This is a genomic window from Blochmannia endosymbiont of Camponotus quercicola (assembly GCF_059935335.1).
Window position 1 is genome coordinate 443,821 of the sequence record NZ_CP011794.1, and the last position, 24,225, is coordinate 468,045.

Consider the following 24,225-nt stretch of genomic DNA (forward strand, 5'->3'; position numbering starts at 1 on the left):
CATCATATAGCGATTTGCAAATATAAAAGAAAGTGAATTGTGTTAATTTATTTTTTATATGTCAATGGATTTTTAGACTATTTTTTTAAAAAGTTAAATTAGATTTATAGCAAAAAGTGTATACTACTATGCAGTAGTAACATATCTTTTTGTGTCTATTATATAGATCTAAAATTATATAAGGCGTAGGATATATGATGTGTATTGTCATATTTATGAGAAAATCTTATAATTTACTTTATTTTAATAAAGTAAATTATAAGCAAATAAAGAATATCAATTTATTATTACAATACATGGTTTATATATATATATAAAAATTCATAATTCGGTTCTGTTGCTATAATAGTATTGATATACTAAATGATATTTTGAATTTAGTAGAATGAAAACATGATAATTTTAAACTTAATACATACAGATATGACGTAAATTATTATAACATATTCAATTTATTGTAATTGTGAAAATACATTATTAGCAAATTAATATATAATAAAACAAACAGTATAGGTTTAAATATGCTTGACCCTAATTTATTGCGCACTAATCTTGATTATGTTGCAAAAAAACTTGCTCGCAGAAAGTTTATACTAAATACTGATAAATTTCGCCAACAAGAAAGTTTACGTAAAATTTTACAAAAAAAAACTGAAATTTTACAGACTAAACGCAAAGCTAAGGCAAAAATCATAGGAATAGCTAAATCTCGCGGAGAGAACATAGAGTGTTTATGTCAAGAAGCGTATGTATTAGGCAAAAAATTAACTTCGCTTAAATTTGAAAATAAAACATTACAAAATAGCATTAGACAATATGAATTATCTTTACCAAATATTCCAGATGATCAAGTACCCTATGGATTTAGTGATCAGGATAATATAGAAATTATGCGTTGGGGTCAACCAAGTCAATATAATTTTCCGGTAAGGGATCATATCACGTTGGGCGCATTAATTAATGGCTTAAATTTTTCTAATGCAACAAAGTTAACCGGATCGCGTTTTGTTGTAATGAAAGGACAAATAGCGCATTTGCATCGTGCTTTATCTCAATTTATGATAGATTTGCATATTAAACATCATGGATATGAGGAATATTATTTACCATATTTAGTAAATAAAGAATCTTTATATGGCTCAGGGCAATTTCCAAAATTTTACGCAGATTTATTTCATATTCAACACTCACAAACTGAAACTAATCCCTATGCATTAATACCTACCGCTGAAGTGCCACTAATCAACTTAGTTCGCGATGTAATTCTTGATGAAAAAGAATTGCCTATTAAGATGGTTGCGCATACTCCGTGTTTTCGTTATGAAGCTGGATCATATGGTCATCGCACTCGTGGGTTAATTAGGATGCATCAATTTGATAAAGTTGAAATGGTTCAAGTGGTACATCCAGACAAATCCATGCAAACGTTGGAAGAAATAACTAGTCATGCGGAACAAGTATTGCAATTACTTAAATTACCATATCGAAAAATATTATTATGCACAGGAAATATTGGATTTGCTTCTTGTAAAACATATGATTTAGAAGTATGGCTTCCAGCGCACAATACTTATTGCGAAGTTTCTTCTTGTTCAAATGTTGGAGATTTTCAAGCACGTCGTATAAGAGCACGTTATAAAGGAAAGATGCATAAAAAAACAAAATTATTGCATACTTTAAATGCTTCTGGAGTCGCAGTAGGTCGGGCATTAGCAGCAGTTCTTGAAAATTATCAATTAGAGGATGGACGTGTAGTGATTCCTTCGGTGTTATATCCCTATATGAATGGTATGACACATATTAATTAAACGTTAATTTTTCAGCAAAAATTAGTTTTTAACGTTTTTATTATCTTTTTATTAAAACAAACAAATATATATTTTTTATATATATCTACTACAAGTAATTAGATGATTTAATCGAAAATAATAATACATATATTATTATTTTATTGCGTAAAAAATTTAAATAAAATATATTATTTGATACGATATTGAATAAAACTTTTTACATTTTATGTGTTTAATTGTCACTTTTTAGTAGTAGCCCTTGTGGAGAATATGTCTTTTTTTATTAATTTAAATGTTTAATGATAGCTCATTACATGAATAAGATATTTAATTTTAGTGCAGGTCCAGCAATGTTGCCAAGACAAGTATTAAGGCAATGTAAAGAAGAATTATACAATTGGAACAACATGGGGATATCTGTGATAGAAATAAGTCATCGTAGTAAAGAATTTTTACAATTAATGCAAGATGCGCAACAAGATATTCGTGACCTTCTTGATATCCCAAAAAATTATGAAGTTTTATTTTGTCATGGGGGAGCGCGTGCACAATTTTCGGCAATTCCTATGAATTTATTACAAACATCATCAGAAAGTGTTGATTATGTAAATACTGGATATTGGGCATACCATGCAGCAATAGAAGCAAAAAAATATTGTGATCCACGCATAATTAATGTGATCAGCAAAAAAAACGGACTATATAGCGTTCAACCGATGTCTCGATGGGATATTTCTAAGGATAGTCTTTATATTCATTATTGTCCAAACGAGACTATTGATGGAATAGCCGTATATGAAACTCCAAACTTTGCTAATAAAATAGTGGTAGCAGATTGTTCTTCAACTTTATTGTCACGTCCACTCGATGTAGGCCGCTTTGGAATAATTTATGCTACAGCTCAAAAAAATATTGGTATATCTGGTTTAACGATAATAATTATTAGAACAGATTTATTAAAAGAACCGAGTCAAGCAGTTCCGTCCATTTTAAATTATAAAATTTTGGCTGATAATTACTCAATGTTTAATACACCGGCTACTATGTCTTGGTACATTGCCAGTTTAATGTTCAAATGGCTAAAAACACAAGGAGGATTAAAAGAAATTAATAAACGTAATAAAGAAAAATCAGCGCTTTTATATGATGCCATTGATTCTAGTAATTTTTATTATAATAATGTTAATCTATCTAATCGTTCACGCATGAACGTCCCCTTTTTTTTGAAAAACAATGAATTAAATAATATTTTTTTAAAAGAATCAATATGTTTTGGATTACATGGATTGAAGGGTCATAAAATAGTTGGGGGTATACGGGCGTCTTTATACAACGCCATGACATTAGAAGGTGTTCAAAAATTAATTAAATTCATGAAATTATTTTCCGAAAAATATCGCTAAATTAGATATACAGCGATGTTCCGTATGTATGAGTTAAAACATTAACTATGATCGTATACACTTACTATGAGTGATAATGAAGTATTCAATTTTTAAAAATTAGTTGTATTTCGTAAAAGAAAGTTGGTGAAACGTGAACAATTTTATCAAATTAGCACCTATCAAAAAAATACAGGGAGCTATACATCTTCCTGGGTCTAAAAGCATATCGAATCGAGCATTATTGTTAGCAGCTCAATCTATAGGCACTACTCAATTAACTAACTTACTGGATAGTGATGATGTGCGTTGTATGTTGGGCGCGTTACGTGATTTAGGGATATCATATTATCTTTCAAATGATAGAAAAACTTGTGAGATTAATGGCGCTGGCGGTGCACTTCAATCAAAAAACCATAATCAACTAATTTTATCTTTAGGTAATGCTGGAACTGTCATGCGACCTCTCATTGCGGCATTGTCTGTAAAGACACAAAATATTATGCTTACTGGTCATCCTCGTATGAAAGAGAGACCTATTCTGCATTTAGTAGATGCCTTAAGACAAGGAGGAGCGCATATTGATTATATGGAACATGATCATTATCCTCCAGTACGGTTGTATGGGGGGTATTATGGAGGCGAAATTTATATTCGAGGAAATATTTCCAGTCAATTTTTGTCATCTGTACTCATGATGACACCATTAGCCCCTCGAGATACTCTTATTAAAGTAGATGGAGTTTTAGTATCTAGACCATATATTGATATTACTTTATCTCTTATGAAAACTTTTGGTATTAACATAGAACATGAAAATTATCGTGTTTTTTATTGTAAAGGGAACACAACATATCAATCGCCTGGACATTATTTAGTGGAAGGAGATGCTTCAAGTGCTTCTTATTTTTTAGCAGCATCAGCTATTCGAGGAGGCACTGTCCGAGTTATAGGAGTCGGGCGACATAGCAAACAAGGAGACATTTATTTTGCTAATATATTAGAAAGAATGGGCGCAAAGATTTCATGGGGTAACAATTATATAGAATGTACTCGTGGAACTGATCTTAATTCTGTTGATTTAGATGTCAATGATATACCTGACGCAGCTATGACTCTTGCCACTACTGCATTGTTTACTAGTCATGGGCCTACAATATTACGTAATATTTATAATTGGAGAATTAAAGAAAGTGATCGATTGACTGCAATGGCCACTGAATTACGAAAAATAGGAGCAGATATAGTGGAAGGTTATGATTATTTACAAATTACTCCCCCAATTAAAATTAAATCAGCTTATATTAATACTTACGATGATCATCGTATAGCGATGTGTTTTTCTTTGGCGGCATTATCAGATGTTCCAATTATGATTAATAATCCTAAATGTACCTATAAAACTTTCCCAGATTTTTTTACACAATTATCTAATATTAGTGTATTACGATAGGGTTTCATATAGCGTGTGGTATATATGTAGTATGCATATATGTACGAAGATTTATGATTATTGCATTGTATTAAAATAGCATAAATACTATCCTTATTGCATAAGGATAGTATTTATGCTATAGGGGGATAATTGTGAACAATTTATTTCCAGTTATTACTATTGATGGTCCTAGTGGAGCAGGCAAAGGAACCTTATCTAAGAGATTGGCAAAATTTTTTGGGTGGAATTTGTTGGATTCAGGGGCTATTTATCGAATTTTAGCATTAGTAGCTTTAGAACACAACATTGATCTTAACGATGAAGAAAAAATAGCAACATTGACTGACACAATACAAATAACTTTCATAAATAATAAAAATAATTTTTTTATATTATTTAATGGTAAAGATGTTAAACAATACATTTATACAGAAACTATAGGAAATTACGCATCTAAAATTGCTGCTTTTCCACAAGTACGTAAAAATTTATTGACATATCAACGTACATTTTGTAAGTGTCCAGGACTGGTTGCTGATGGGCGTGATATGGGAACGGTAGTATTTCCTAATGCAGAATTAAAAATTTTTCTTTATGCTTCTTTCAAAGAAAGAGAGCATCGTAGATTACATCAGTTGCGGAGAAAAAAAATTAATGCTAATTTAAATCTTTTGTTGTCACAAATAAGAGAGCGAGATGAGCGCGATTATAACCGAAAATCATCACCGTTAACTCCTGCGATTGACTCATTAATATTAGATTCGACCCATCTATCTGCAGAAGAAGTAAGCTCTAAAGTACTTATGTATGTTAGAGAGAGTCTAGTATTTTCATCGAGAGTATTATATAATACTACTCATAATCAAGGATAGTTATGAGATGTTTGTTATAACCCCATCAAGCATGGACATATGGTGGACGTTAATTAAAAATTGAAGATTATAAAAATGACAGAATCATTTGCTCAGCTATTTGAAGAATCTTTAAAAAAAGTAGAAACTTGTCCTGGATCCATTGTTCGTGGAGTTGTTGTTGCTATTTTTAAAGATATTGTGTTGGTCGACGCAGGATTAAAATCAGAATCTGCTATTCCTATTGAGCAGTTTTATAATTCTCAAGGAGAATTAGAAGTTTCAGTTGACGATTATGTCGATGTAACATTGGATGCGGTAGAAGATGGGTTTGGAGAAACTGTATTATCTCGTGAAAAAGCCAAGCGTTATGAATCTTGGTTGTCATTAGAACAAGCGTATCAAGAAACGACCACTGTTACAGGTATTATTAATGGAAAAGTAAAAGGAGGTTTTACTGTTGAACTAAATGGTGTACGTGCGTTTTTACCTGGTTCTCTAGTAGATGTAAAACCAATACGCGATACTTCGTTTTTAGAAGGGCAAGTATTTGAGTTTAAAGTAATCAAGCTAGATCATAAGCGTAATAATGTTGTAGTATCTCGCCGTGCCGTGATAGAATCCGAAAATAGTGTTGAACGCAATCAATTGTTAAATAAATTACATGAAGGCATAGAAGTTAAAGGAGTAGTGAAAAATTTAACCGATTATGGTGCTTTTATCGATCTAGGAGGTGTAGATGGATTATTACACATTACTGACATGGCATGGAAACGTGTTAAACATCCTAGTGATATAGTAAACGTTGGAGACGAAATTATTGTTAAGGTGTTAAAGTTTGACCGAGAACGTATTCGTGTATCTTTAGGTCTAAAACAATTAGGTGAAGATCCGTGGGCAGCTATTGTTAAACGTCATGAAGAAGGAAGTAAATTGATAGGGAAAGTGACTAATTTAACTGATTATGGGTGTTTTATTGAAATTGAAGATGGAGTAGAAGGATTAGTGCATATATCTGAGATGGATTGGACTAATAAAAATGTCCATCCTTCCAAAGTTGTGACAGTGGGAGAATCTGTGGAGGTAATGGTCTTAGATATCGATGAAGAACGCCGAAGAATTTCTTTAGGATTAAAACAATGTAAAATTAATCCATGGCAGAAATTTTCAGATATATATAATCGAGGCGATCGAGTTATGGGAAGAATAAAATCAATTACTGATTTTGGTATCTTTATAGGATTAGAAGGAGGTATTGATGGATTAGTACATCTCTCTGATATTTCTTGGTGTTTATCTAATGAAGAAGCAATGAATAAATATAAAAAAGGTGACGAAATAATGGCTATAGTTCTTCAAGTAGATTCGGAACGTGAACGTATTTCATTAGGTATAAAACAATTAACAGAAGACCCTTTAAATATATATTTATCTACTCATAAAAAAGGAAGTGTAGTATCTGGAAAAATTATTGCTATAGATGAAAAAGGGGGAGCCACCATAACATTAGGTGATAATACCGTAATTGGTTATCTATGCATTCCTAGCATATCACATAATAAACCTAGTAATAAAAAAATGTATACATCCTTCCATATAGGGAGTGATATAAACGCAATCTTAGATGGGGTAGACCGTAAAAATAGAATCGTCAATTTATCTGAATGTAATATAACATGTGATCCAATTCAAAAATCAGAGATGCACATTGTTGATAATCATAGACAAGAGAAAGATAAGAATTTTTCTAATGTCATGGTAGAAGCATTTAAAGCGGCAACTAAAAATGAATAATTATTTTGTTAAATAATTTTATACAATTAATTCGTTAATGTGCTACAGTGATATAAATGTAAGTAACAATATAGAATAAATGAGAATAGTTTTCAATTTATATATGAAATGCATAAACTACATATAACTAAATTATGTATAAAAAGAAGTTGATGTTAGTTGATAATTACAATTGGAGGATTTGTTATATTAGGACAACGAGATTGACTTGACTTTAGTAAACAGAAAAAGGATGATTTTGTTGATTTTATGCATCTGTTTCATTTTATATAATTTATTAATACGTATAAAAGAGAGAAATGAAATTTAGTTAATATCAAATAAATAAAATAATATGAATAGTAATTTTATATGCTTACTTATGTTGTTCTGAATTAAGTTAACACCTGTCAATATAACTTTAACGACAGATAGTGTAATTTTGTTATAAAACAAGTTGATGATGATATAGGTAACAATTAAATTATTTTTTTGATTATCAAATCATATACACTATTAAATACAATAAGAAAGTATATAATATGCTTTCTTATATTAAGAAAATGTATTTATATAGATGTGATGGGTTTATTTTCATATAAATATATATCATAAGATATGCGCATGAATATCAGTAAATTTGAAACGTTTATATCGTATAGTTGTGTTGATCGAGATTTACTCGTATGCTGAATACGAAATAAATTCTGACCGCAGGGACATAAATGTTGCAGTACAATAAAAATCATTCTTCTACTTGGCAAACTTTTCGTCGTCTCTGGCCAATAATTTTTCCATTTAGAGCAGGATTAGTTGTTGCGTCTATTACTTTGATCTTGAATGCAACAAGCGATGCTTTAATGTTAGCTTTATTAAAACCTTTACTTGATGACGGATTTGGAAAAGCTAATAAAGATGTATTTGTGTGGATGCCATTAGCTCTAGTAGGATTAATGGGTATTCGCGGTATTAGTGGTTTTGCGTCTACTTATTGCATATCTTGGGTATCTGGAAAAGTAGTAATGCAAATGAGACGTACGTTATTTAAACATATAATGAATATGCCGGTTTCATTTTTTGTAACGCAATCTACTGGTACATTAGTATCTAGGATTACTTATGATTCCGACCAAGTCGCTTCTTCTTCTTCTGGAGCCCTGATCACTGTTATTCGAGAGGGAGCATCGATTATTGGTTTATGTATAATGATGTTTTATTACAGTTGGCAATTATCATTGATTTTAGTATTAATTGCTCCAATAGTGTCTATCACTATTAAACTTGTTGCTCATAGATTCAGGGCAATCAGTAAAAAAATGCAAAGCGCTATGGGTCAATTAACTAGCAGCGCTGAACAAATGCTACAAGGACATAAAGAAGTATTAATATTTGGAGGACAGCGTACAGAAAAGGATAGATTTAATTGTGTAAGCAATCGTATGAGACAACAAAGTATGAAGATGGTGCAAACTGCATCTATTTTTGATCCATTAATTCAATTCGTTGCATCGTTGGCATTAGCTTTTGTGCTATATGCAGCCAGTATTCCAAGTGTTATGGAGATGCTCACTGCTGGGACTATTACTGTTATTTTTTCATCTATGATAGTTTTGATGAAGCCATTAAAGTCTTTGACTAATGTCAGCGCTCAATTTCAACGTGGAATGGCAGCATGTCAGACTTTATTTTCTATTTTAGATCTAGAAGTAGAAAAAGATCAAGGCACACTTGATGTTAAGCGAGTAAAAGGGCATATTGTTTTTGATGAAGTGACTTTTTTTTATCCCGAAAAGAGTACTCCATCACTTTCTAACATTACTTTTACTATTGCAGCAGGAAAAACCGTTGCTCTAGTAGGTCGCTCTGGTTCTGGAAAATCTACCATCGTAAATTTATTAACTCGTTTTTACGATATTAATAAAGGACGTATATTGCTTGACGGTTTTAATTTAAATGATTATAAACTCTCTTCTTTACGTAATCAAGTTGCTGTAGTATCTCAAAATGTTCATTTATTCAATGATACTATTGCAAATAATATTGCATACGCACGTAAAAATTTTTATTCTAGAAAATCCATCGAAACTGCAGCTCGTATGGCGCATGCAATGGATTTTATTTCTAAAATGAAAAATGGATTAGATACTATTATAGGAGAAAATGGGATACTATTATCTAGTGGTCAACGTCAACGTATAGCTATTGCACGTGCTTTATTGAGAGATTGTCCGATTTTAATACTTGATGAAGCTACTTCTGCTTTAGATTCTGCATCAGAGTATATTATTCACAAATCACTTGATACACTAAAAAAAAACAGAACATCATTGATTGTAGCTCATCGTTTATCAACCGTTGAAAATGCAGATGAAATATTGGTGGTTGAAAATGGTTATATTATAGAACGTGGTATACATAAAGTTTTAATACGGCGTCAAGGAATGTATGCTCGGTTATATAAATTGCAATTTCCTGATGTTTACTCATATTTGGTTTAGATCATCGTTGTTTTATTTATTTTTGATACCATTTTCTTGGATATATGGTCTAATAAGTACACTTAATCGTATCAGTTATCGATACGGATGGCGTAGAGTACATAAATTTTCGCTACCAATAGTAATTATAGGTAATTTGACAATAGGAGGAAATGGGAAAACTCCGATGGTATTATGGTTAGTAGAACAGTTAAAACATCGAGGTTGGAAGGTCGGAGTGATTTCAAGAGGTTATAAAGGCAGATCGAGTAATTATCCCATAGTTATTAATATAAACACTCGTAGTGATAGGTGTGGCGATGAGCCTATGTTGATTTGGAGGCGTACTGGAGTATTAGTGGCCGTTTCTCCAAACCGCGCTGATGCAATCAATGCGTTATTGAGAATACAAGAATTGGATATCATCATCAGTGATGATGGATTACAACATTATGCACTTTTTAGAGATATAGAATGGGTCATAGTTAATAGCTCATTACGATTTGGAAATGGTTATTTGTTACCAGCAGGTCCTATGCGTGAACGCATTAACAGACTTTATACAGTACATGCAATTATTGCGAATGGATCAAAAGAACAGATACAATCTGGAGAAATATTAATGCAACTATATCCTACTACTGTAATAAATATGTCGACAGGAGAACATAGACCTCTTGATTTTTTAAATAACGTTGTAGCTATAGCAGGAATTGGATATCCCGCACAATTTTTCGATACTTTACAAAGTTATGGTATTACTCCAGTCAAAGCAATTTCATTTTCTGATCATCACGTATATTCTGAAAAAATGTTAACATCCCTTGTTAAAAAAGATGAGACATTATTAATGACTGAAAAAGATGCTGTTAAATGTCTAGATTTTGCTCATAATAACTGGTGGTATGTGCATATAGAGGTAAAAATCAATGAAATGGATACGAATAATCTATTATGTGTAGTGGAAGAAAAAATTAGATCTTATAAGGATTTGAAATCTATCAAACAATAATCATTGTTATTACAATAATATGATTATTCTGTATAGAAACGTATGGAAGAACTTGTCGATATTAATATATATTAATATCACTATTTATTTAGTAATAATAATTTTTTATTTAAATAAGCATCAGTCCGTTCTATATTATAGAATATATATATATATACAATTTTATTGTGTATATAATATTATACAAATTAATTTTTATGAATTTAATAATATTATAATGAGATACCATTTATTAAAGATTATAGTGTGTCCTGTATGTTATTCAAAATTATACTTTGATTTAGAAAAAAAAGAGCTAATTTGTAATGTTGATAATTTAGCTTTCCCGATAATAAAAGGAATTCCGGTTCTTTTAAAAAAAAATGCCCATAATATTGTATCACAAAAGGATAGAATATGAATTTTGTAGTGATTATACCTGTCAGATTTTTTTCGACACGTTTTCCGGGGAAAGCTTTGGCAGATATTCATGGAAAACCTATGATTGTTCGTGTTATGGAAAATGCTTTAAATTCTGGCGCTGATAAAGTAATAATTGCTACCGATAGTACTCGTATAGCGCGAACAATTAAATCAATACAACCTTCAGGCGAAGTATGTTTAACACGAGCCGATCATCGATCAGGTACCGAACGCCTTTCAGAAGTAGCTATTAACTATAAATTTTTAGACAATCAAACCATTGTTCATCTTCAAGGAGATGAACCCTTAATTTCATCTGTTATGATTCGTCAAGTAGCGAGTACTTTATCTACAGTCAGCGCTACTACTAGTATGGTTACATTAGCAACACCTCTGAATTTTGCAAAAGAAGCATGTGATGACAATGTAGTTAAAGTTGTTGTAAATATAAATAATAATGCTCTTTATTTTTCTCGTTCTATGATTCCTTGGAATCGAGGATATTATAACAATCATCTAGACAATGGATTACCTAAAATGTTTTTACGTCATATTGGTATTTATTCATATCAAGTTAAATTTTTGCATCGTTATATTGCATGGACCAAAAGTCCATTGGAAGAACTTGAACAGCTTGAACAGCTCCGAGTATTATGGCATGGAGAAAAAATATATGTATCCGTTATTAATGATGCATTAAATATTAGCGTAGATACTCCCGAATCATTGAGACATGCGAATATTTTGTTCAAAAAACGTTAAAAATCACTTATACAGCTATAATACATGAATATAATTTCATTAATTATAATATAAGTGTATTTAATTATTTATTGAAGTAAATATATAATCAACTTTTAAGCAGTTTATCTGTCATTTAGATTAAAATTACTATCATTACTGTATTCAGCATAAATACATATATTCTTGATGTGTAAGTGTTGAAATTTATGAAATATATATAAAATTTGCTATTAATTATAGCATGAAGATATGTTTAGTGTTATGTATAGTGCTTCATTATTAAAAGTTATAAGTATAGTAATGTTTACTATTTATGTGAATGCGGGGTTTAAAAATAATTATGCAACGACAATTACGTTTAGTGGTAGGAATATCGGGAGCATCTGGTAGTATTTATGGAATTCGTGCGTTAACTATATTAAAAAAATGTGCTATAAATATAGAGTCCCATCTTATTGTTACTCGAAATGCACTGATTATCTTGCAACAAGAACTAAAGATGAGCAAACAAGCTGTATATGAATTAGCAGATGTTGTGCATTTACCGCAGGATATTGGAGCATCAGTTGCCAGTGGATCATTTCCAACTTTAGGTATGTTAATTGCTCCATGTTCTATTAGAACGATGTCAGAAATTAGTTCAGGGATGACGTCGTCATTAATTGGTCGCGTTGCAGATGTAATGTTGAAAGAAAAACGTAAACTAGTGTTAATGATTAGAGAAACTCCATTGCATTTAGGACATTTGCGAACCATGGTTAAATTAACAGAATTTGGAGCAGTGATTATGCCACCTGTTCCTGCGTATTACACACATCCAAAGACCATAGACGATATCATTTGCTATACTGTAGTGAGAGCTTTAAATTTATTTGGAATTGATACCAACATTTCTTCTGTTTGGTTAGGTATTAGGCATGAAAATCATGATAATTTTATGAAATTAAATTAAATATCATCAATATATAAATAATAAATATGACGATATTTAATACTTTATTAACAAATAAATCCTAAACTTAATAAAATAATTAAGTTAATATTTGCATGCTATTTGTATCTTATATCTATCTATATGCAGGATATTATTCCCTTTGGTTTATAGAATTAAAGCTATCATCGCTATCATCTGTAACACAATCTTCGCTAATAGATGATGATGAAGATTGAACAAGATTTAGTTTGATAAACATTTGTTCCATATTACTAAAGTGTTTTGTTTTTTTTCGTTCCGTTATGGCATTTTCCAGTTTATTTATATGGTCTTTACTGCCTATATCAGCAAATTTAGATTGTTTATGTATAAACAATCTATGCGATAAATCATCATTTTGGCATAATTCACTGTTAGAATCTTCAACAAAACCACTATATGCTTCTTTATTTTCATTTTTTTCAGAACCCATTTGTTGGTGATCTGAATAAGACTCAGATTGGTATGATACCAATGTATCGTTCAGTTTTTCTGATATTATAGATGACGATTTTTTTTCTAAAAAAGGAAAAGAAGTTGGAAGAGGTGGAGGTGGAGGAGTCGGGAATATGTGATCATCTTGTACTGCGACATTCTGTGTGTTTTCTGTGGTTGTCACATTCATATCATGTACATTATGCTGTGTAATGAGATTTGAGGCTGTATGATGATCATCATTATAAGTCAGCACATTTTCTCCAATTATATTCTTATTAATTTGGAAATCATTATTAATATCAATCATGGAAGAATCAGATTGTTGTGTATTTAGGAATTTTTGTCGTGAAAAATCTTTTACTAAAATATGTATATTTTGTTTTTTTTGCTCCTGAGGAGTTTGCGTCACATCAACAATAGTATACGAAATAAAAATTTCATTTTCTTTTGTAATAGGACAGCTGGGGAAATGAAGAGCATAAGTATTATTTGTTATTTCTACGATATTACCTCCTTGATGTTTCAACAATTGACAATCCCATTGCACAGATTTATCGCTACTGGCATCAATTTTAATTATTTTAATTTCTCCAGGGTAACCTGTCATTTTTCGAGCGGATTGCGATGATTCCACATATTTATTATGGTGAAATATAACATAATTATAATATTGAATCACAGTAGGTATAAATGGTTGTATTATAGTATTAAGATCGTTTAGCATTGATTTATTTTGTCTATTTATATAATTAATTTGATTTATAAGAGGAACACCAAATTGGTAATTTATTAATACCTGACAAATAGTGTTATTGTATTTTTTATTTACAAAAACATTATTTATACTAAAACCTAACATGGGAATAGGTTGATAATTCAAATCTAAAGATAAACAATAATCATTATTTTTTTTATTAAAAATTTTTTTATATTTTTTGTCATAAATTAATTGTTCCAACTTTATTTTTCCAGTAAATTCTAAAAATTTTGGAAATTTAGTTTGAATATGTAGTTGGTATCCAATTTTTGGATAGTGTATGTCACATTTTTGTAATGAAGTTTCGGAATTAAAAATATTTCCTAAATTATAATAATTATTTAGAATGCACACCGTATTATATAACCAATATTCTACGCCAAAATTAATTGAGCATGGTTTGTCGTTTTGATGGGGAATAGGACAATAATAAAAAGTATTATAGCCAATAGCACGTCTATTGTTAATTAGGTATCTTTTCCCTCCTCCAAAATTAAAAAACTGTTCTGAAAAAAGATTGTGTATTCCTAATTGCATAAAGAATAAGTTTTGTTGATGTTCGTTATATCGCGTATGCAATGAATGAAACATGTTTATCGAATCATTTTGTAATTGTATTATAGATTTATAAGCAGAAGATAATGAAGATTTATAATCATATGCCTGAGGACGCAATTTGTTCATTGCATAGGGATAAACATTAAGAATATGACGTGGATGATGATCGTGAGCATACAGTTGCATTGCTTGTTGATGTAAATTATCTTGAAATATACTGCTACTAGCATTAAATTTGATACAATTTTTAGAAATATTACACAAAGCGATCTCGTTGTATGAAAATATCTGAAATACTATTATTAATATCATAAATGTCGGTATGTGCATTTTTTTTATATCGATAAATATATTAAATAGTACATTATATTTAATTGTTATAATTTTAAATGAATAATACATAATATAAGATTATAATTATAAAATTATGTTTTGACAAAAATTAGTTTTAAAAATGATATCATTTATTTGTATATATGACATATATAACTGATTATATTTGTTATTCTTAACGGGAAGAAATTAATATTTTTTACAACTAAAGGTATTTTTATGATGATGCGTATTGAAAAAGACAGTATGGGTACAGTTTTAGTACCACATAATAGATTATGGGGAGCACAAACACAACGTGCATTAAAATATTTTCATATTTCTGATGAAAAAATTCCTGCATCATTGATTAAAGCATTAGCACAAATCAAACGCGTTGTAGCACAAGTCAACTATGATCTTAAATTGTTAGATTACGAACGAGCTCAAGTAATCATTCAAGCAGCAGATGAAGTGTTATCTGGAATACATAAGGACGAATTTCCAATATCAGTCTGGCAAACTGGATCTGGAACTCAAAGTAATATGAACATGAATGAAGTTTTAGCTAATCGAGCCAATGAATTACTAAAAAACAAACAAAGCGCAAATAGTAAATTTATCCATCCAAATGATCATGTCAATAAAAGTCAAAGTTCAAATGATGTTTTTCCTAGCGCAATGCATATTGCGGCAGTAGTGGATTTAAACGAACAATTAATACCTAAAGTTAAAATGTTGCAAAAAACTTTGTTTGAAAAATCTATTGAATTTAATAACATTATTAAAATTGGACGTACTCATCTTCAAGATGCTACCCCGTTAACTTTAGGACAAGAAATTTCCGCTTGGGTATCTATGCTGAAACATAACATAGACCATATAAAAGTTACTATACCTCATTTATGTGAATTAGCATTAGGTGGGACAGCAGTAGGTACAGGTCTTAACACTCATCCAGAATACGCCGGCCGTGTTGCCGATGCATTATCACTTCTTACTAAATATAATTTTGTTAGCGCACCAAATAAGTTTGAATCATTATCAACGTGTGATGCATTAGTACATAGTCATGGAGCTTTAAAGGGCTTAGCGGTGTCTATGACAAAAATTGCTAATGATGTGCGTTTGCTATCTTCTGGTCCTAGATGTGGTATAGGTGAATTAAGTATTCCTGAAAATGAACCAGGTAGTTCGATTATGCCTGGAAAAGTTAATCCAACGCAATGCGAATCTATGACTATGTTATGTTCTCAAATTATGGGAAATGATGTTAGCATAAATATTGGTGGTGCGTCTGGACATCTTGAATTAAATGTATATAGACCATTGATTATATACAATTTCTTACAATCGGTACGGTTGCTGGCAGATGGTATAGAAAGCTTTCATAGATATTGTATTATAGGAATTCAACCGAAGTATCAACAAATTAAAAAATTACTCGATAATTCGTTAATGTTGGTTACTGCATTAAGTCCTTATCTTGGATATGATAAATCAGCGGAAATTGTTAAAAAAGCACATTTAGAAGAATTAAGTTTAAAAGAAGCTGCATTACAGTTAGGTTATGTGAATGAACAACAATTTGATAAATGGGTTTGTCCAGAAAATATGATAAACTCCTCAGAAATGTCATAAGTCATTAAACACATGATGACAATATAAATATCAACAGTAAGTATTACAAATTTTTTTCAAAACATATGAAAGCATGAAATATTATTAATGAATTATATTAAACGATATCAGATTTTGTGTAAATTGAGAGATAATAATATTCATCCAGTCATTGAATTAATTTATCGATCGGAATTTGAGTTATTAATTGCAGTATTACTCTCAGCTCAAACAAGCGATATTCAAGTTAACAAAGTAACAAAGAATTTATTTAAAGCAGCCAATACACCAAAAAGTATGTTACTTCTTGGTGTAGATGGAATTAAAAATTATATCAAATCTATCGGTTTGTCTAATATTAAAGCTAAAAATATTATTAATACTTGTCATTTATTAATTGAACAGCATAATAGTATGCTTCCATCAAATCGTGTTGGATTGGAATCTTTGCCTGGAGTTGGGCGTAAAACTGCAAATATTATTCTAAATTTAGTTTTCGGCTGGCCTACAATTGCAGTAGATACGCATGTATTTAGATTTTGTAATCGCAGTCGTTTTGCACTAGGAAATAATGTTTTTTCTGTAGAAAAGAAATTATTATCAGTAGTACCAAAAGAATTCAAAAATAATTGTCATCAATGGTTAGTGTGGCATGGTAAGAATGTTTGCCGAGCTAGATGTCCAAATTGTCGTATTTGCGTGATTAAAGATTTATGTGAATTTAAAGAAAAAAATCATCTGTCTCATCTTAGAAGAGAAGGTATATAATCAATATTTCCATGGTCGTGGCATAAAGGATGTGAAATTATTTCATATCATTTTTAACAAAATGAATCGAGTTATATATTATCAATATAATAATGGCTTATTTCCATTTTATTAAACAGTAATGTTTCCTTCCTCGTTTTAATAATGTGTAACGGTCATATAACCTGTCAGTGGCGCAAAAAACATATTCTGTTTTTAATTGTTTTTGTGAGTTTATAGCAATGCTGTTGGATGTAATTAATTCTCGTGCTTGTGTTCGAGAAGACGCTAACTTAGATTCTACTAATGCTTGTTGTAATGCAATACCTGATTTAAGCAACACAGTTGGCACTCCATCTTGAAACAATTGTTCAAAATCATGTGAAGTAAGTTTATGTATTTGTCCTGTAAAGAGATTGTTAGTAATCTTTTGAGCAATTTTTAATCCTTCCTTTCCGTGAACTAATCGAGTAATTTCTTCTGCTAATATAGTTTGAGCTTGTGGTTTTGTATTCCTAGTACTATCTTCTTTTTCTAATATATTAATTGTATCTATATCGATGTTAGTAAAAAATTTAAGAAAATGATATACATCTTTATCAGAAGAATTAATCCAATGTTGATAAAATTTATAAGGACTAGTTTTTTTTGAATCTAGCCATATTGTATATTTTTCTGTTTTTCCAAATTTAGTATTATCAGCTTTAGTAAGCAAAGGCATAGTAAGCCCGTAAGTAGTTCTTTTATATATTCGACGTACCAAATCGATACCTGACACAATATTACCCCATTGATCAGAACCGCCAATTTGCAGTATTGCATCATATTTTTTATATAAATAAGCAAAATCATAACTTTGTAATAAATTGTAGGAAAATTCAGTATAAGAGATTCCATAATTATGATGTTGTAATCGTTTTTTTATAGCGTCCTTATTTATCATTTTATTCACAGAAAAAAATTTACCGATATCTCTTAAAAATGTTAAGAGTGATATAGAAGATAACCAGTCATAATTATTAACTATACAAGCTTGTGAATACTGTTTACAAGAGCAATCTACAAACAAAGACACTTGATGTTTAATTGTTTCTACCCATTTTTGCGCTATGTTAATTAAATTAAGTTTCCGTTCTGAGTCTTTAAAACTTGGATCTCCGATTAATCCGGTACCTCCTCCTAACAAAATTATAGGACGATGCCCAGATGTTTGAAATCGTCTTAAACATAATAGTGGAACTAAGTGTCCTATATGTAGGCTATCAGATGTCGGGTCAAATCCACAATATAAAGTTATTGATTTTGATTTTAATATTTTAATTAATGCTTCTTTATTTGTGATTTGAGCTATCAAATTACGTTCATATAAATGTTGTATTATGTTAATGTGTTTATTGTTCATATGAGTATTTTTTTTAGCAACACGATCAAGAGTTTTATATGTACATATACAGTCAATACTTATAATATTAATTCAATCATATTTGTATATATAAATTTTACTGAAATTATAGTTGATATTAAGGAGATAAACGGTAAATACACCATGTATGTTTATATCTTTGATATATAAATCGGTCATGTAATCGGTGTGTTCCGCCTTGCCAGAATTCCATACTATTTATTTTAATTTTGTATCCACCCCAAAATTCAGGAAATGGTATTTTTTTATGGAAATGATTTTTTTTGAATTCTACAAATTTATTTTCTAATATTTCTTTAGAAGAAAGAACTTTAGATTGATTGGATACCCATGTGCTTATTTGATTATCTCTTGGTCGTGTATAAAAATATTTCAAAACTTCTTTTTCTGAAAGTTTATCAACATTTCCTGTTATTGTTACTTGTTTATCTATAATATTCCAAAAAAAACATAAACTAACTTTTGGGTTTTTGGTTAAATGCATAGCTTTACGACTACTAAGATTAGTGAAAAATATCATTTTTTCGTTAGTAAAATCCTTTAACAATACTACACGTTGGTACGGTTGACCAGTATTATCCACTGTAGCTAAACACATTGCGGTAGGATCAGGTATTTTTGAAATATAAGCTTGACGCAACCATATTGAAAATAATTGAACTGGTTGGGTAGTTAAATCTGAATGGCGTAGTTGTCCAGATATGTATTCTCGTCTGATGTTAGCAATGTTAGTTTTATCTACTAGCATAAAATATGGCGTCGTAATAACTGTTATAAAATATATTTAAATACATTTCTATTTTAGATAATAAAATAGAAATAGCAATACTATAAAAGATTAAAGATAATAATTTCTTGATTTTTTAATAATTTAACAGTCGCTTATAATGTAAGTTTTTATTAGAAATATTAAAATATAGTTATGTGAATTTGTAAAGGTTCATGGTAATAAAATTAATTAATTATGATGCATTAATTTTAATATTATTAAAAGGTATACAATTTATAATTATATGAAGATTTTTTAATTTTTATTGTGTAAATTCATAATATTTTTTTCTAACTTAGAAATAATGTTATTTAGAAAAATCATTTCTTCATGACTAATTCCACTAAAAATTTCGTTTCTAGTCGTAATAATAACATGATTAACTTCGTTAATAACAGGCCCAGCATTGTCGGTTAATTTAATCCGTTTAGCTCGTCGATCATTAACACAAGTGTGCCTGATAATTAAAGATTTTTCTTCAAGTTGATCAAGTGTTCGTACTAAAGATGGTTGTTCTATTCCTATAGCCTTTGCTAACTGTATTTGAGATTGCTCCGGAGGTAATTGACAAATATTATGCAATGTAATCCAATGTGTTTGTGTAAGTTTTAAAGGTTTTAAACGATGATCAATCAAAGCACGCCATATTCTTACAAGACGTGCTAAATCTGATCCTAATGGTGATTCCAATTTTTCTTTCCTTATAATTAAGTCTATTTTATGTAAATATGATTTATGTTATAAATAAGCAAATAACGATCTATTTATATATAGATATAATTAATAATGTGTATCTATAATATCGACAACAATGAACTTACGTAACCATGTATGATTAGGATGATAGTGTATCAATTAGATACGTTATTATGTATACTTTAATTTATTAAAGTATAACATACATCTATCATTGTATGTAAATTATTTTTAATGCAAGCATTAAAAATAATTTATTGAATGATTCATATAAATATGAATCATTCAATAAATTTAAATTGTTGAGAATCATGTGGTTTTTTGATATAAATTCTGTATTATTCGTTATTTATTTCAGTAATAAAAAACTTTTTTAAGTATCTGGCGTTATATAAATTTACTGCAGTTTTTCGTTATGCTACACTATTAACTAGTGATAAATGATGGATTGCATACATATGCAACGGTTATCTTGAAATAAAAAATATTTTAATTAAGGTATAATTACATCAAATTATATTTTGAGGCAATCAAACCTGCTGTTTAACAAAATAGTTATTTATATCTTGAAAGAGCATTCGGTTACAATTTTACATAATAAATTATGAAAATATATTAAGATCTATGATAACATTAATTGTTTATGTAATGTAATATATTTTATAAGAAATATGATTTGTAAAGATGATCAAAATACTCTTCGAGCACGATTTCGTGGATTTTATCCGGTCGTAGTCGATGTAGAAACAGCAGGCCTTAATGCTAATACTGACGCTTTACTAGAAATTGCTGTTGTTACACTTAAAATGGATGAATACGGTTGGTTGGGTGTTGACAATACTCTTAATTTTCATATTCAATCTTTTCCTGGAGCTATTATTCAACAGGAATCGTTGGCATTTAATGGAATTGATTTAGATAATCCTTTACGAGCTGCAGTAACAGAGCAAGAAGCATTGCATGCAATTTTTGAAATGGTGCATCAAGGTATGGAAGCTCAAAAATGTAGTCGTGCTATTATCGTAGCGCATAATGCTTATTTTGATCATAGTTTTTTAATGGCAGCAGTGGAACGTGTAAGTTTTATAAAAAATAATCCATTTCACCCTTTTGTTATGTTCGATACCGCTACTTTAAGTGGATTAGTATTGGGGCAAACCGTATTAGCTAAAGCGTGTGCACGTGCTGGTGTTTTTTTTGATAAAAATAAAGCACATTCCGCATTATATGATACCGAGCGAACCGCAATGTTATTTTGTGAATTGGTAAACAAATGGAAAAGACTTGGTGGTTGGCCATTAACCCCTTATCGTACCGAGTCTAATGATCATTAGACTCGGTACTTATAGTGTTTTTTATTATATTATTATAATATAGTAAGAATTTTTGAAAATTTAAATTAAAAAACAAACATTTTATTATGTACGAAGGTTCTCTGTAAAAGAGAAGTAAACATATTGAATTACAAATTATGCCGTAACTTGACCTGATCAATTAAGTCTTTTAATTTACCGGTACGGCTCATATTAATTATTATATCAGATCCGCCTATTAATTTTCCTTCTACCCATAATTGAGGAAAAGTAGGCCAATTAGAAAATATTGGTAAAGCATGTCTAATATCTAAATGAACCAATACATCAATATAAAAAAAAGATTGTATACAAGTAGATAATAGTTGTGCAGCTTTTGACGAAAAACCGCATCTAGGAGTGCTCGGTGTACCTTTCATATATAAAATTATAGGATTTTCTTCTATTTGGCATTTAATTTTTTCTATTGTATTGTTCATATTTTATTTGTATTAGTATAGATGTAAAAAATTAATATCTGACTGACATAAACTTTTCTCAATTTACTATATACAACAACTTGTTGTATATAGTATTGTACCATCTTTAATAAAAATTATTATTTTTTTGAATTAATAATTGCTAATGTTCTTTCGACACTGTTTATAACAGATTTTGTGATAATGTCAACTTCAATATTTACTATGCTCCCTATCTTTTTGCCTCCAAGTGTCGTTTGTATGGCAGTATATGGGGTTAAACAAACACGGATATAATTATTAAGTATTTTACTTACCGTAAGACTTACTCCATCTATACCAATTGATCCTTGTTTTAAAATATATTTTTGAAAATATTTATTTTTTATACTAAACCATATTATTTTATTGTTTTTTGAGATAATTATTTTTCTGATTTTTCCAGTACAATCAATATGCCCGGTCATTAAATGCCCACCAACTTCAGAATGATAACTTAGCGATCTTTCTATATTAACCAAATCTCCTGATTTTAACATGTCCATGTTAGTTAATTTTAATGTTTCATGTATCAAATTGAAACTAACCAAATTATATTTGATAGCAATCACTGTCAAACAACATCCGTTATTTGATATAGAACAACCAATTTTTAAATTTAAGAGTAAATGTATGGGTAATATAACTATATATGTTCTAAAATTAGTTGTTTCATAAATTTTATGAACAGGAACAACAGCTTGTATAATACCTGAAAACATATTTTTTCAAATACTATTTTGTATTATTTCAAATTATATTTAAGCTATAAATATAGCATATACCTTTTTTATGTTAAATACAACTTTAAAAGATTTAAGTCATTATGATAAAAACGGGCTTTTTATGGCACAAGATATTTTCACAATATTTGAAGTATGATAAAATCATGCGTATCCTGATGTAAGTGAGTATTTGATTGATTTTTTTTAATAAAATATGTTATTTAGTTTTTTTATAAGAAGAAAAAATAAATAATATGCGTTACTAGTACAGTACAAACAGATGATAATATTGTATTATGTTATGGTATTATTGTGCGTTCTTAGCTCAGTTGGTTAGAGCGCTACTTTGACATGGTAGAGGTCGATGGTTCAAGTCCATTAGAACGCATTAATTATGATACAGCAGAATAGAAGCTAATTTAAAAGATTATCGCTAATGCTAGCTAGATGAATACAATTGGTTTTATTTTTATAAAAATGGAATATTAATTACGTGATTTATTTAAAATACTATAAATATAATACAGTAGTGTATTCATTTATTTATTTATTTAAAAAAATTAAGTAAATAATTAGCTATTAGCATATATTTTTATATAAGTTAAATGAAATTAGGATGTGTTTATATAGGAGAGTTTTACAATGAATAATAATAATAACAAATTAATATGTTCTATAATTATTTTGAGTTCTTTTGTATTGGTTAACTGTGCAAGTACGACTAAAATAAAAGAATTGTCTTCTGAAGTTCATGATTTAAGTGAAAGAATTGATCAAATAAATAATGATATCGATATTCTGCGCCCTGAAATAGAGAAAACCAAAAATGAAGCAATACGAGCTAATCAGCGTATTGATAATCAAATCACGTCCTATCATAAGTAATTATGGCGCTAAGATAAAAATAAAAAGACATAGCTATGTAGCTATACATACATATACTTCCTTAAAAAACCTGAAAAAATTTGCAGGTTTTTTAAGGAAGTATATGTATGTATACAATGATTTTTGTAAAAGTAATAGATAACAAACCAAACATTTATTGCAAATCACAATACATAATATTATAAATTGTGTACAGAAGTTATAATTTACGTAGAGCATTAATTTGAGAATGTATAGAATCCAATATCAAGTATATCCCTTGGGATCGAGATATAGTTAGGTTTTGTTTTAACTGTAATTGATTTATTAAAAAAGATTTAACATCAATATTAGTGGCTTCTTGCAAACTTAACCCCTGATATAAACTGAATATTATAGTGATAATTCCTTTGATAATAGAAGAATCACTATATCCATATAATTCTATTAAATTGTTATGAGAGGACAAGGTGGAGGAATCTAAAGCAATCCATGTTTGACTTTGGCATCCAGAAATTAAGTATTTCTGTATTCGCATATTTTCTGGGAATTTGGGTAACAATTTTCCAAGATCAATGATATATATATATCTTTCTTCCCAATTAATACAACTTAAGAAATTTTGCAATAATTGAGTTTTTGTTGGAAATTTTACCATTGTCTTTTG

At 29.4% G+C, this 24,225-nt stretch carries 21 protein-coding genes and 1 tRNA gene; 15 read left to right on the forward strand and 7 right to left on the reverse strand.

All coding sequences use genetic code 11. From position 1 onward, the window contains the following. The first annotated feature begins 521 nt into the window (after positions 1 to 521). The 10 genes from serS (at position 522) to CBquer539_RS01930 (ending at position 12,818) form a co-directional block, all read left to right on the forward strand. Positions 522 to 1,808 carry a serine--tRNA ligase gene (gene serS, locus CBquer539_RS01885; RefSeq protein WP_500836199.1) on the forward strand — a complete coding sequence of 429 codons (1,287 nt, stop codon included), beginning with the start codon at positions 522 to 524 and terminating at the stop codon, positions 1,806 to 1,808. A 296-nt stretch (positions 1,809 to 2,104) separates the two neighbouring features. Continuing rightward, positions 2,105 to 3,193, forward strand: coding sequence for a 3-phosphoserine/phosphohydroxythreonine transaminase (gene serC / locus CBquer539_RS01890; protein ID WP_500836200.1), 1,089 nt, complete (start codon positions 2,105 to 2,107; stop codon positions 3,191 to 3,193). A gap of 133 nt (positions 3,194 to 3,326) precedes the next feature. After that, positions 3,327 to 4,625, forward strand: a complete 1,299-nt coding sequence (aroA, locus tag CBquer539_RS01895) for a 3-phosphoshikimate 1-carboxyvinyltransferase (protein ID WP_500836201.1) — start codon at positions 3,327 to 3,329, stop codon at positions 4,623 to 4,625. A 134-nt stretch (positions 4,626 to 4,759) separates the two neighbouring features. Then, positions 4,760 to 5,479, forward strand: a complete 720-nt coding sequence (cmk, locus tag CBquer539_RS01900) for a (d)CMP kinase (protein WP_500836202.1) — start codon at positions 4,760 to 4,762, stop codon at positions 5,477 to 5,479. A gap of 75 nt (positions 5,480 to 5,554) precedes the next feature. Then, entirely contained in the window at positions 5,555 to 7,252 is a 1,698-nt protein-coding gene (gene rpsA, locus CBquer539_RS01905; protein WP_500836203.1) for a 30S ribosomal protein S1, read from the forward strand. Between the two features lie 704 nt (positions 7,253 to 7,956). After that, entirely contained in the window at positions 7,957 to 9,729 is a 1,773-nt protein-coding gene (gene msbA / locus CBquer539_RS01910; RefSeq protein WP_500836204.1) for a lipid A ABC transporter ATP-binding protein/permease MsbA, read from the forward strand. Beyond that, positions 9,707 to 10,720 carry a tetraacyldisaccharide 4'-kinase gene (lpxK, locus tag CBquer539_RS01915; protein WP_500836205.1) on the forward strand — a complete coding sequence of 338 codons (1,014 nt, stop codon included), beginning with the start codon at positions 9,707 to 9,709 and terminating at the stop codon, positions 10,718 to 10,720. Before msbA ends, lpxK begins: the two co-directional genes overlap by 23 nt. Positions 10,721 to 10,937: 217 nt before the next feature. Next, the gene (locus tag CBquer539_RS01920) at positions 10,938 to 11,120 is read left to right on the forward strand and encodes a Trm112 family protein (RefSeq protein WP_500836206.1); all 183 of its coding nucleotides are present in this window, start codon (positions 10,938 to 10,940) and stop codon (positions 11,118 to 11,120) included. Further along, positions 11,117 to 11,884 (forward strand): 3-deoxy-manno-octulosonate cytidylyltransferase, encoded by a 768-nt coding sequence (gene kdsB, locus CBquer539_RS01925; protein ID WP_500836207.1) that lies wholly within the window; start codon positions 11,117 to 11,119, stop codon positions 11,882 to 11,884. Before CBquer539_RS01920 ends, kdsB begins: the two co-directional genes overlap by 4 nt. 322 nt (positions 11,885 to 12,206) lie before the next feature. Beyond that, on the forward strand, positions 12,207 to 12,818 hold the full coding sequence (locus CBquer539_RS01930; protein WP_500836208.1) for a UbiX family flavin prenyltransferase: 612 nt from the start codon (positions 12,207 to 12,209) through the stop codon (positions 12,816 to 12,818). 133 nt (positions 12,819 to 12,951) lie between these two features. Here CBquer539_RS01930 and CBquer539_RS01935 read toward each other — a convergent pair whose 3' ends face one another. Then, the gene (locus CBquer539_RS01935; RefSeq protein ID WP_500836209.1) at positions 12,952 to 14,856 is read right to left on the reverse strand and encodes an inverse autotransporter beta domain-containing protein; all 1,905 of its coding nucleotides are present in this window, start codon (positions 14,854 to 14,856) and stop codon (positions 12,952 to 12,954) included. Between the two features lie 288 nt (positions 14,857 to 15,144). Between CBquer539_RS01935 and fumC the strand changes: the two genes are divergently transcribed. Both fumC and nth read left to right on the forward strand, forming a co-directional pair. Further along, complete coding sequence (gene fumC, locus CBquer539_RS01940; protein WP_500836210.1) at positions 15,145 to 16,545, forward strand: class II fumarate hydratase; 1,401 nt, start codon at positions 15,145 to 15,147, stop codon at positions 16,543 to 16,545. Between the two features lie 87 nt (positions 16,546 to 16,632). Next, positions 16,633 to 17,292 carry an endonuclease III gene (gene nth / locus CBquer539_RS01945; protein ID WP_500836211.1) on the forward strand — a complete coding sequence of 220 codons (660 nt, stop codon included), beginning with the start codon at positions 16,633 to 16,635 and terminating at the stop codon, positions 17,290 to 17,292. A 97-nt stretch (positions 17,293 to 17,389) separates the two neighbouring features. Here the strand turns inward: nth and tyrS are convergent, their stop codons facing one another. From tyrS to slyA, 3 genes are all read right to left on the reverse strand, one after another. Continuing rightward, the gene (gene tyrS / locus CBquer539_RS01950) at positions 17,390 to 18,673 is read right to left on the reverse strand and encodes a tyrosine--tRNA ligase (RefSeq protein WP_500836212.1); all 1,284 of its coding nucleotides are present in this window, start codon (positions 18,671 to 18,673) and stop codon (positions 17,390 to 17,392) included. A 118-nt stretch (positions 18,674 to 18,791) separates the two neighbouring features. Next, a complete protein-coding gene (gene pdxH, locus CBquer539_RS01955) occupies positions 18,792 to 19,442 on the reverse strand; it encodes a pyridoxamine 5'-phosphate oxidase (RefSeq protein ID WP_500836213.1) in 651 nt (216 codons plus the stop codon). A 276-nt stretch (positions 19,443 to 19,718) separates the two neighbouring features. After that, on the reverse strand, positions 19,719 to 20,153 hold the full coding sequence (gene slyA / locus CBquer539_RS01960) for a transcriptional regulator SlyA (protein ID WP_500836214.1): 435 nt from the start codon (positions 20,151 to 20,153) through the stop codon (positions 19,719 to 19,721). 677 nt (positions 20,154 to 20,830) lie between these two features. Between slyA and rnt the strand changes: the two genes are divergently transcribed. Then, on the forward strand, positions 20,831 to 21,493 hold the full coding sequence (gene rnt / locus CBquer539_RS01965) for a ribonuclease T (RefSeq protein ID WP_500836215.1): 663 nt from the start codon (positions 20,831 to 20,833) through the stop codon (positions 21,491 to 21,493). A gap of 128 nt (positions 21,494 to 21,621) precedes the next feature. Here rnt and grxD read toward each other — a convergent pair whose 3' ends face one another. Both grxD and CBquer539_RS01975 read right to left on the reverse strand, forming a co-directional pair. Beyond that, positions 21,622 to 21,951, reverse strand: a complete 330-nt coding sequence (gene grxD, locus CBquer539_RS01970; RefSeq protein WP_500836216.1) for a Grx4 family monothiol glutaredoxin — start codon at positions 21,949 to 21,951, stop codon at positions 21,622 to 21,624. Between the two features lie 119 nt (positions 21,952 to 22,070). Beyond that, positions 22,071 to 22,691 carry a riboflavin synthase subunit alpha gene (locus CBquer539_RS01975; RefSeq protein WP_500836217.1) on the reverse strand — a complete coding sequence of 207 codons (621 nt, stop codon included), beginning with the start codon at positions 22,689 to 22,691 and terminating at the stop codon, positions 22,071 to 22,073. A 317-nt stretch (positions 22,692 to 23,008) separates the two neighbouring features. Here CBquer539_RS01975 and CBquer539_RS01980 point away from each other — a divergent pair. Both CBquer539_RS01980 and CBquer539_RS01985 read left to right on the forward strand, forming a co-directional pair. Beyond that, positions 23,009 to 23,082 (forward strand) — tRNA-Val (locus CBquer539_RS01980). 254 nt (positions 23,083 to 23,336) lie between these two features. Then, the gene (locus CBquer539_RS01985; protein ID WP_500836218.1) at positions 23,337 to 23,579 is read left to right on the forward strand and encodes an LPP leucine zipper domain-containing protein; all 243 of its coding nucleotides are present in this window, start codon (positions 23,337 to 23,339) and stop codon (positions 23,577 to 23,579) included. 199 nt (positions 23,580 to 23,778) lie between these two features. Here CBquer539_RS01985 and CBquer539_RS01990 read toward each other — a convergent pair whose 3' ends face one another. Next, on the reverse strand, positions 23,779 to 24,216 hold the full coding sequence (locus tag CBquer539_RS01990) for a SufE family protein (RefSeq protein ID WP_500836219.1): 438 nt from the start codon (positions 24,214 to 24,216) through the stop codon (positions 23,779 to 23,781). Positions 24,217 to 24,225: the final 9 nt, after the last annotated feature.

Bases quoted from the DNA above. Each gene is read 5' to 3' on its own strand.
- CBquer539_RS01975 (WP_500836217.1), bottom strand. From the start codon at position 22,691: ATGTTTTCAGGTATTATACAAGCTGTTGTTCCTGTTCATAAAATTTAT.
- nth (WP_500836211.1), top strand. From the start codon at position 16,633: ATGAATTATATTAAACGATATCAGATTTTGTGTAAATTGAGAGATAAT.
- rnt (WP_500836215.1), top strand. From the start codon at position 20,831: ATGATTTGTAAAGATGATCAAAATACTCTTCGAGCACGATTTCGTGGA.
- lpxK (WP_500836205.1), top strand. From the start codon at position 9,707: ATGTTTACTCATATTTGGTTTAGATCATCGTTGTTTTATTTATTTTTG.
- rpsA (WP_500836203.1), top strand. From the start codon at position 5,555: ATGACAGAATCATTTGCTCAGCTATTTGAAGAATCTTTAAAAAAAGTA.
- CBquer539_RS01930 (WP_500836208.1), top strand. From the start codon at position 12,207: ATGCAACGACAATTACGTTTAGTGGTAGGAATATCGGGAGCATCTGGT.
- msbA (WP_500836204.1), top strand. From the start codon at position 7,957: ATGTTGCAGTACAATAAAAATCATTCTTCTACTTGGCAAACTTTTCGT.
- CBquer539_RS01920 (WP_500836206.1), top strand. From the start codon at position 10,938: ATGAGATACCATTTATTAAAGATTATAGTGTGTCCTGTATGTTATTCA.
- CBquer539_RS01990 (WP_500836219.1), bottom strand. From the start codon at position 24,216: ATGGTAAAATTTCCAACAAAAACTCAATTATTGCAAAATTTCTTAAGT.
- tyrS (WP_500836212.1), bottom strand. From the start codon at position 18,673: ATGAACAATAAACACATTAACATAATACAACATTTATATGAACGTAAT.
- serC (WP_500836200.1), top strand. From the start codon at position 2,105: ATGAATAAGATATTTAATTTTAGTGCAGGTCCAGCAATGTTGCCAAGA.
- pdxH (WP_500836213.1), bottom strand. From the start codon at position 19,442: ATGCTAGTAGATAAAACTAACATTGCTAACATCAGACGAGAATACATA.
- serS (WP_500836199.1), top strand. From the start codon at position 522: ATGCTTGACCCTAATTTATTGCGCACTAATCTTGATTATGTTGCAAAA.
- fumC (WP_500836210.1), top strand. From the start codon at position 15,145: ATGATGATGCGTATTGAAAAAGACAGTATGGGTACAGTTTTAGTACCA.
- grxD (WP_500836216.1), bottom strand. From the start codon at position 21,951: ATGAACAATACAATAGAAAAAATTAAATGCCAAATAGAAGAAAATCCT.
- kdsB (WP_500836207.1), top strand. From the start codon at position 11,117: ATGAATTTTGTAGTGATTATACCTGTCAGATTTTTTTCGACACGTTTT.
- CBquer539_RS01985 (WP_500836218.1), top strand. From the start codon at position 23,337: ATGAATAATAATAATAACAAATTAATATGTTCTATAATTATTTTGAGT.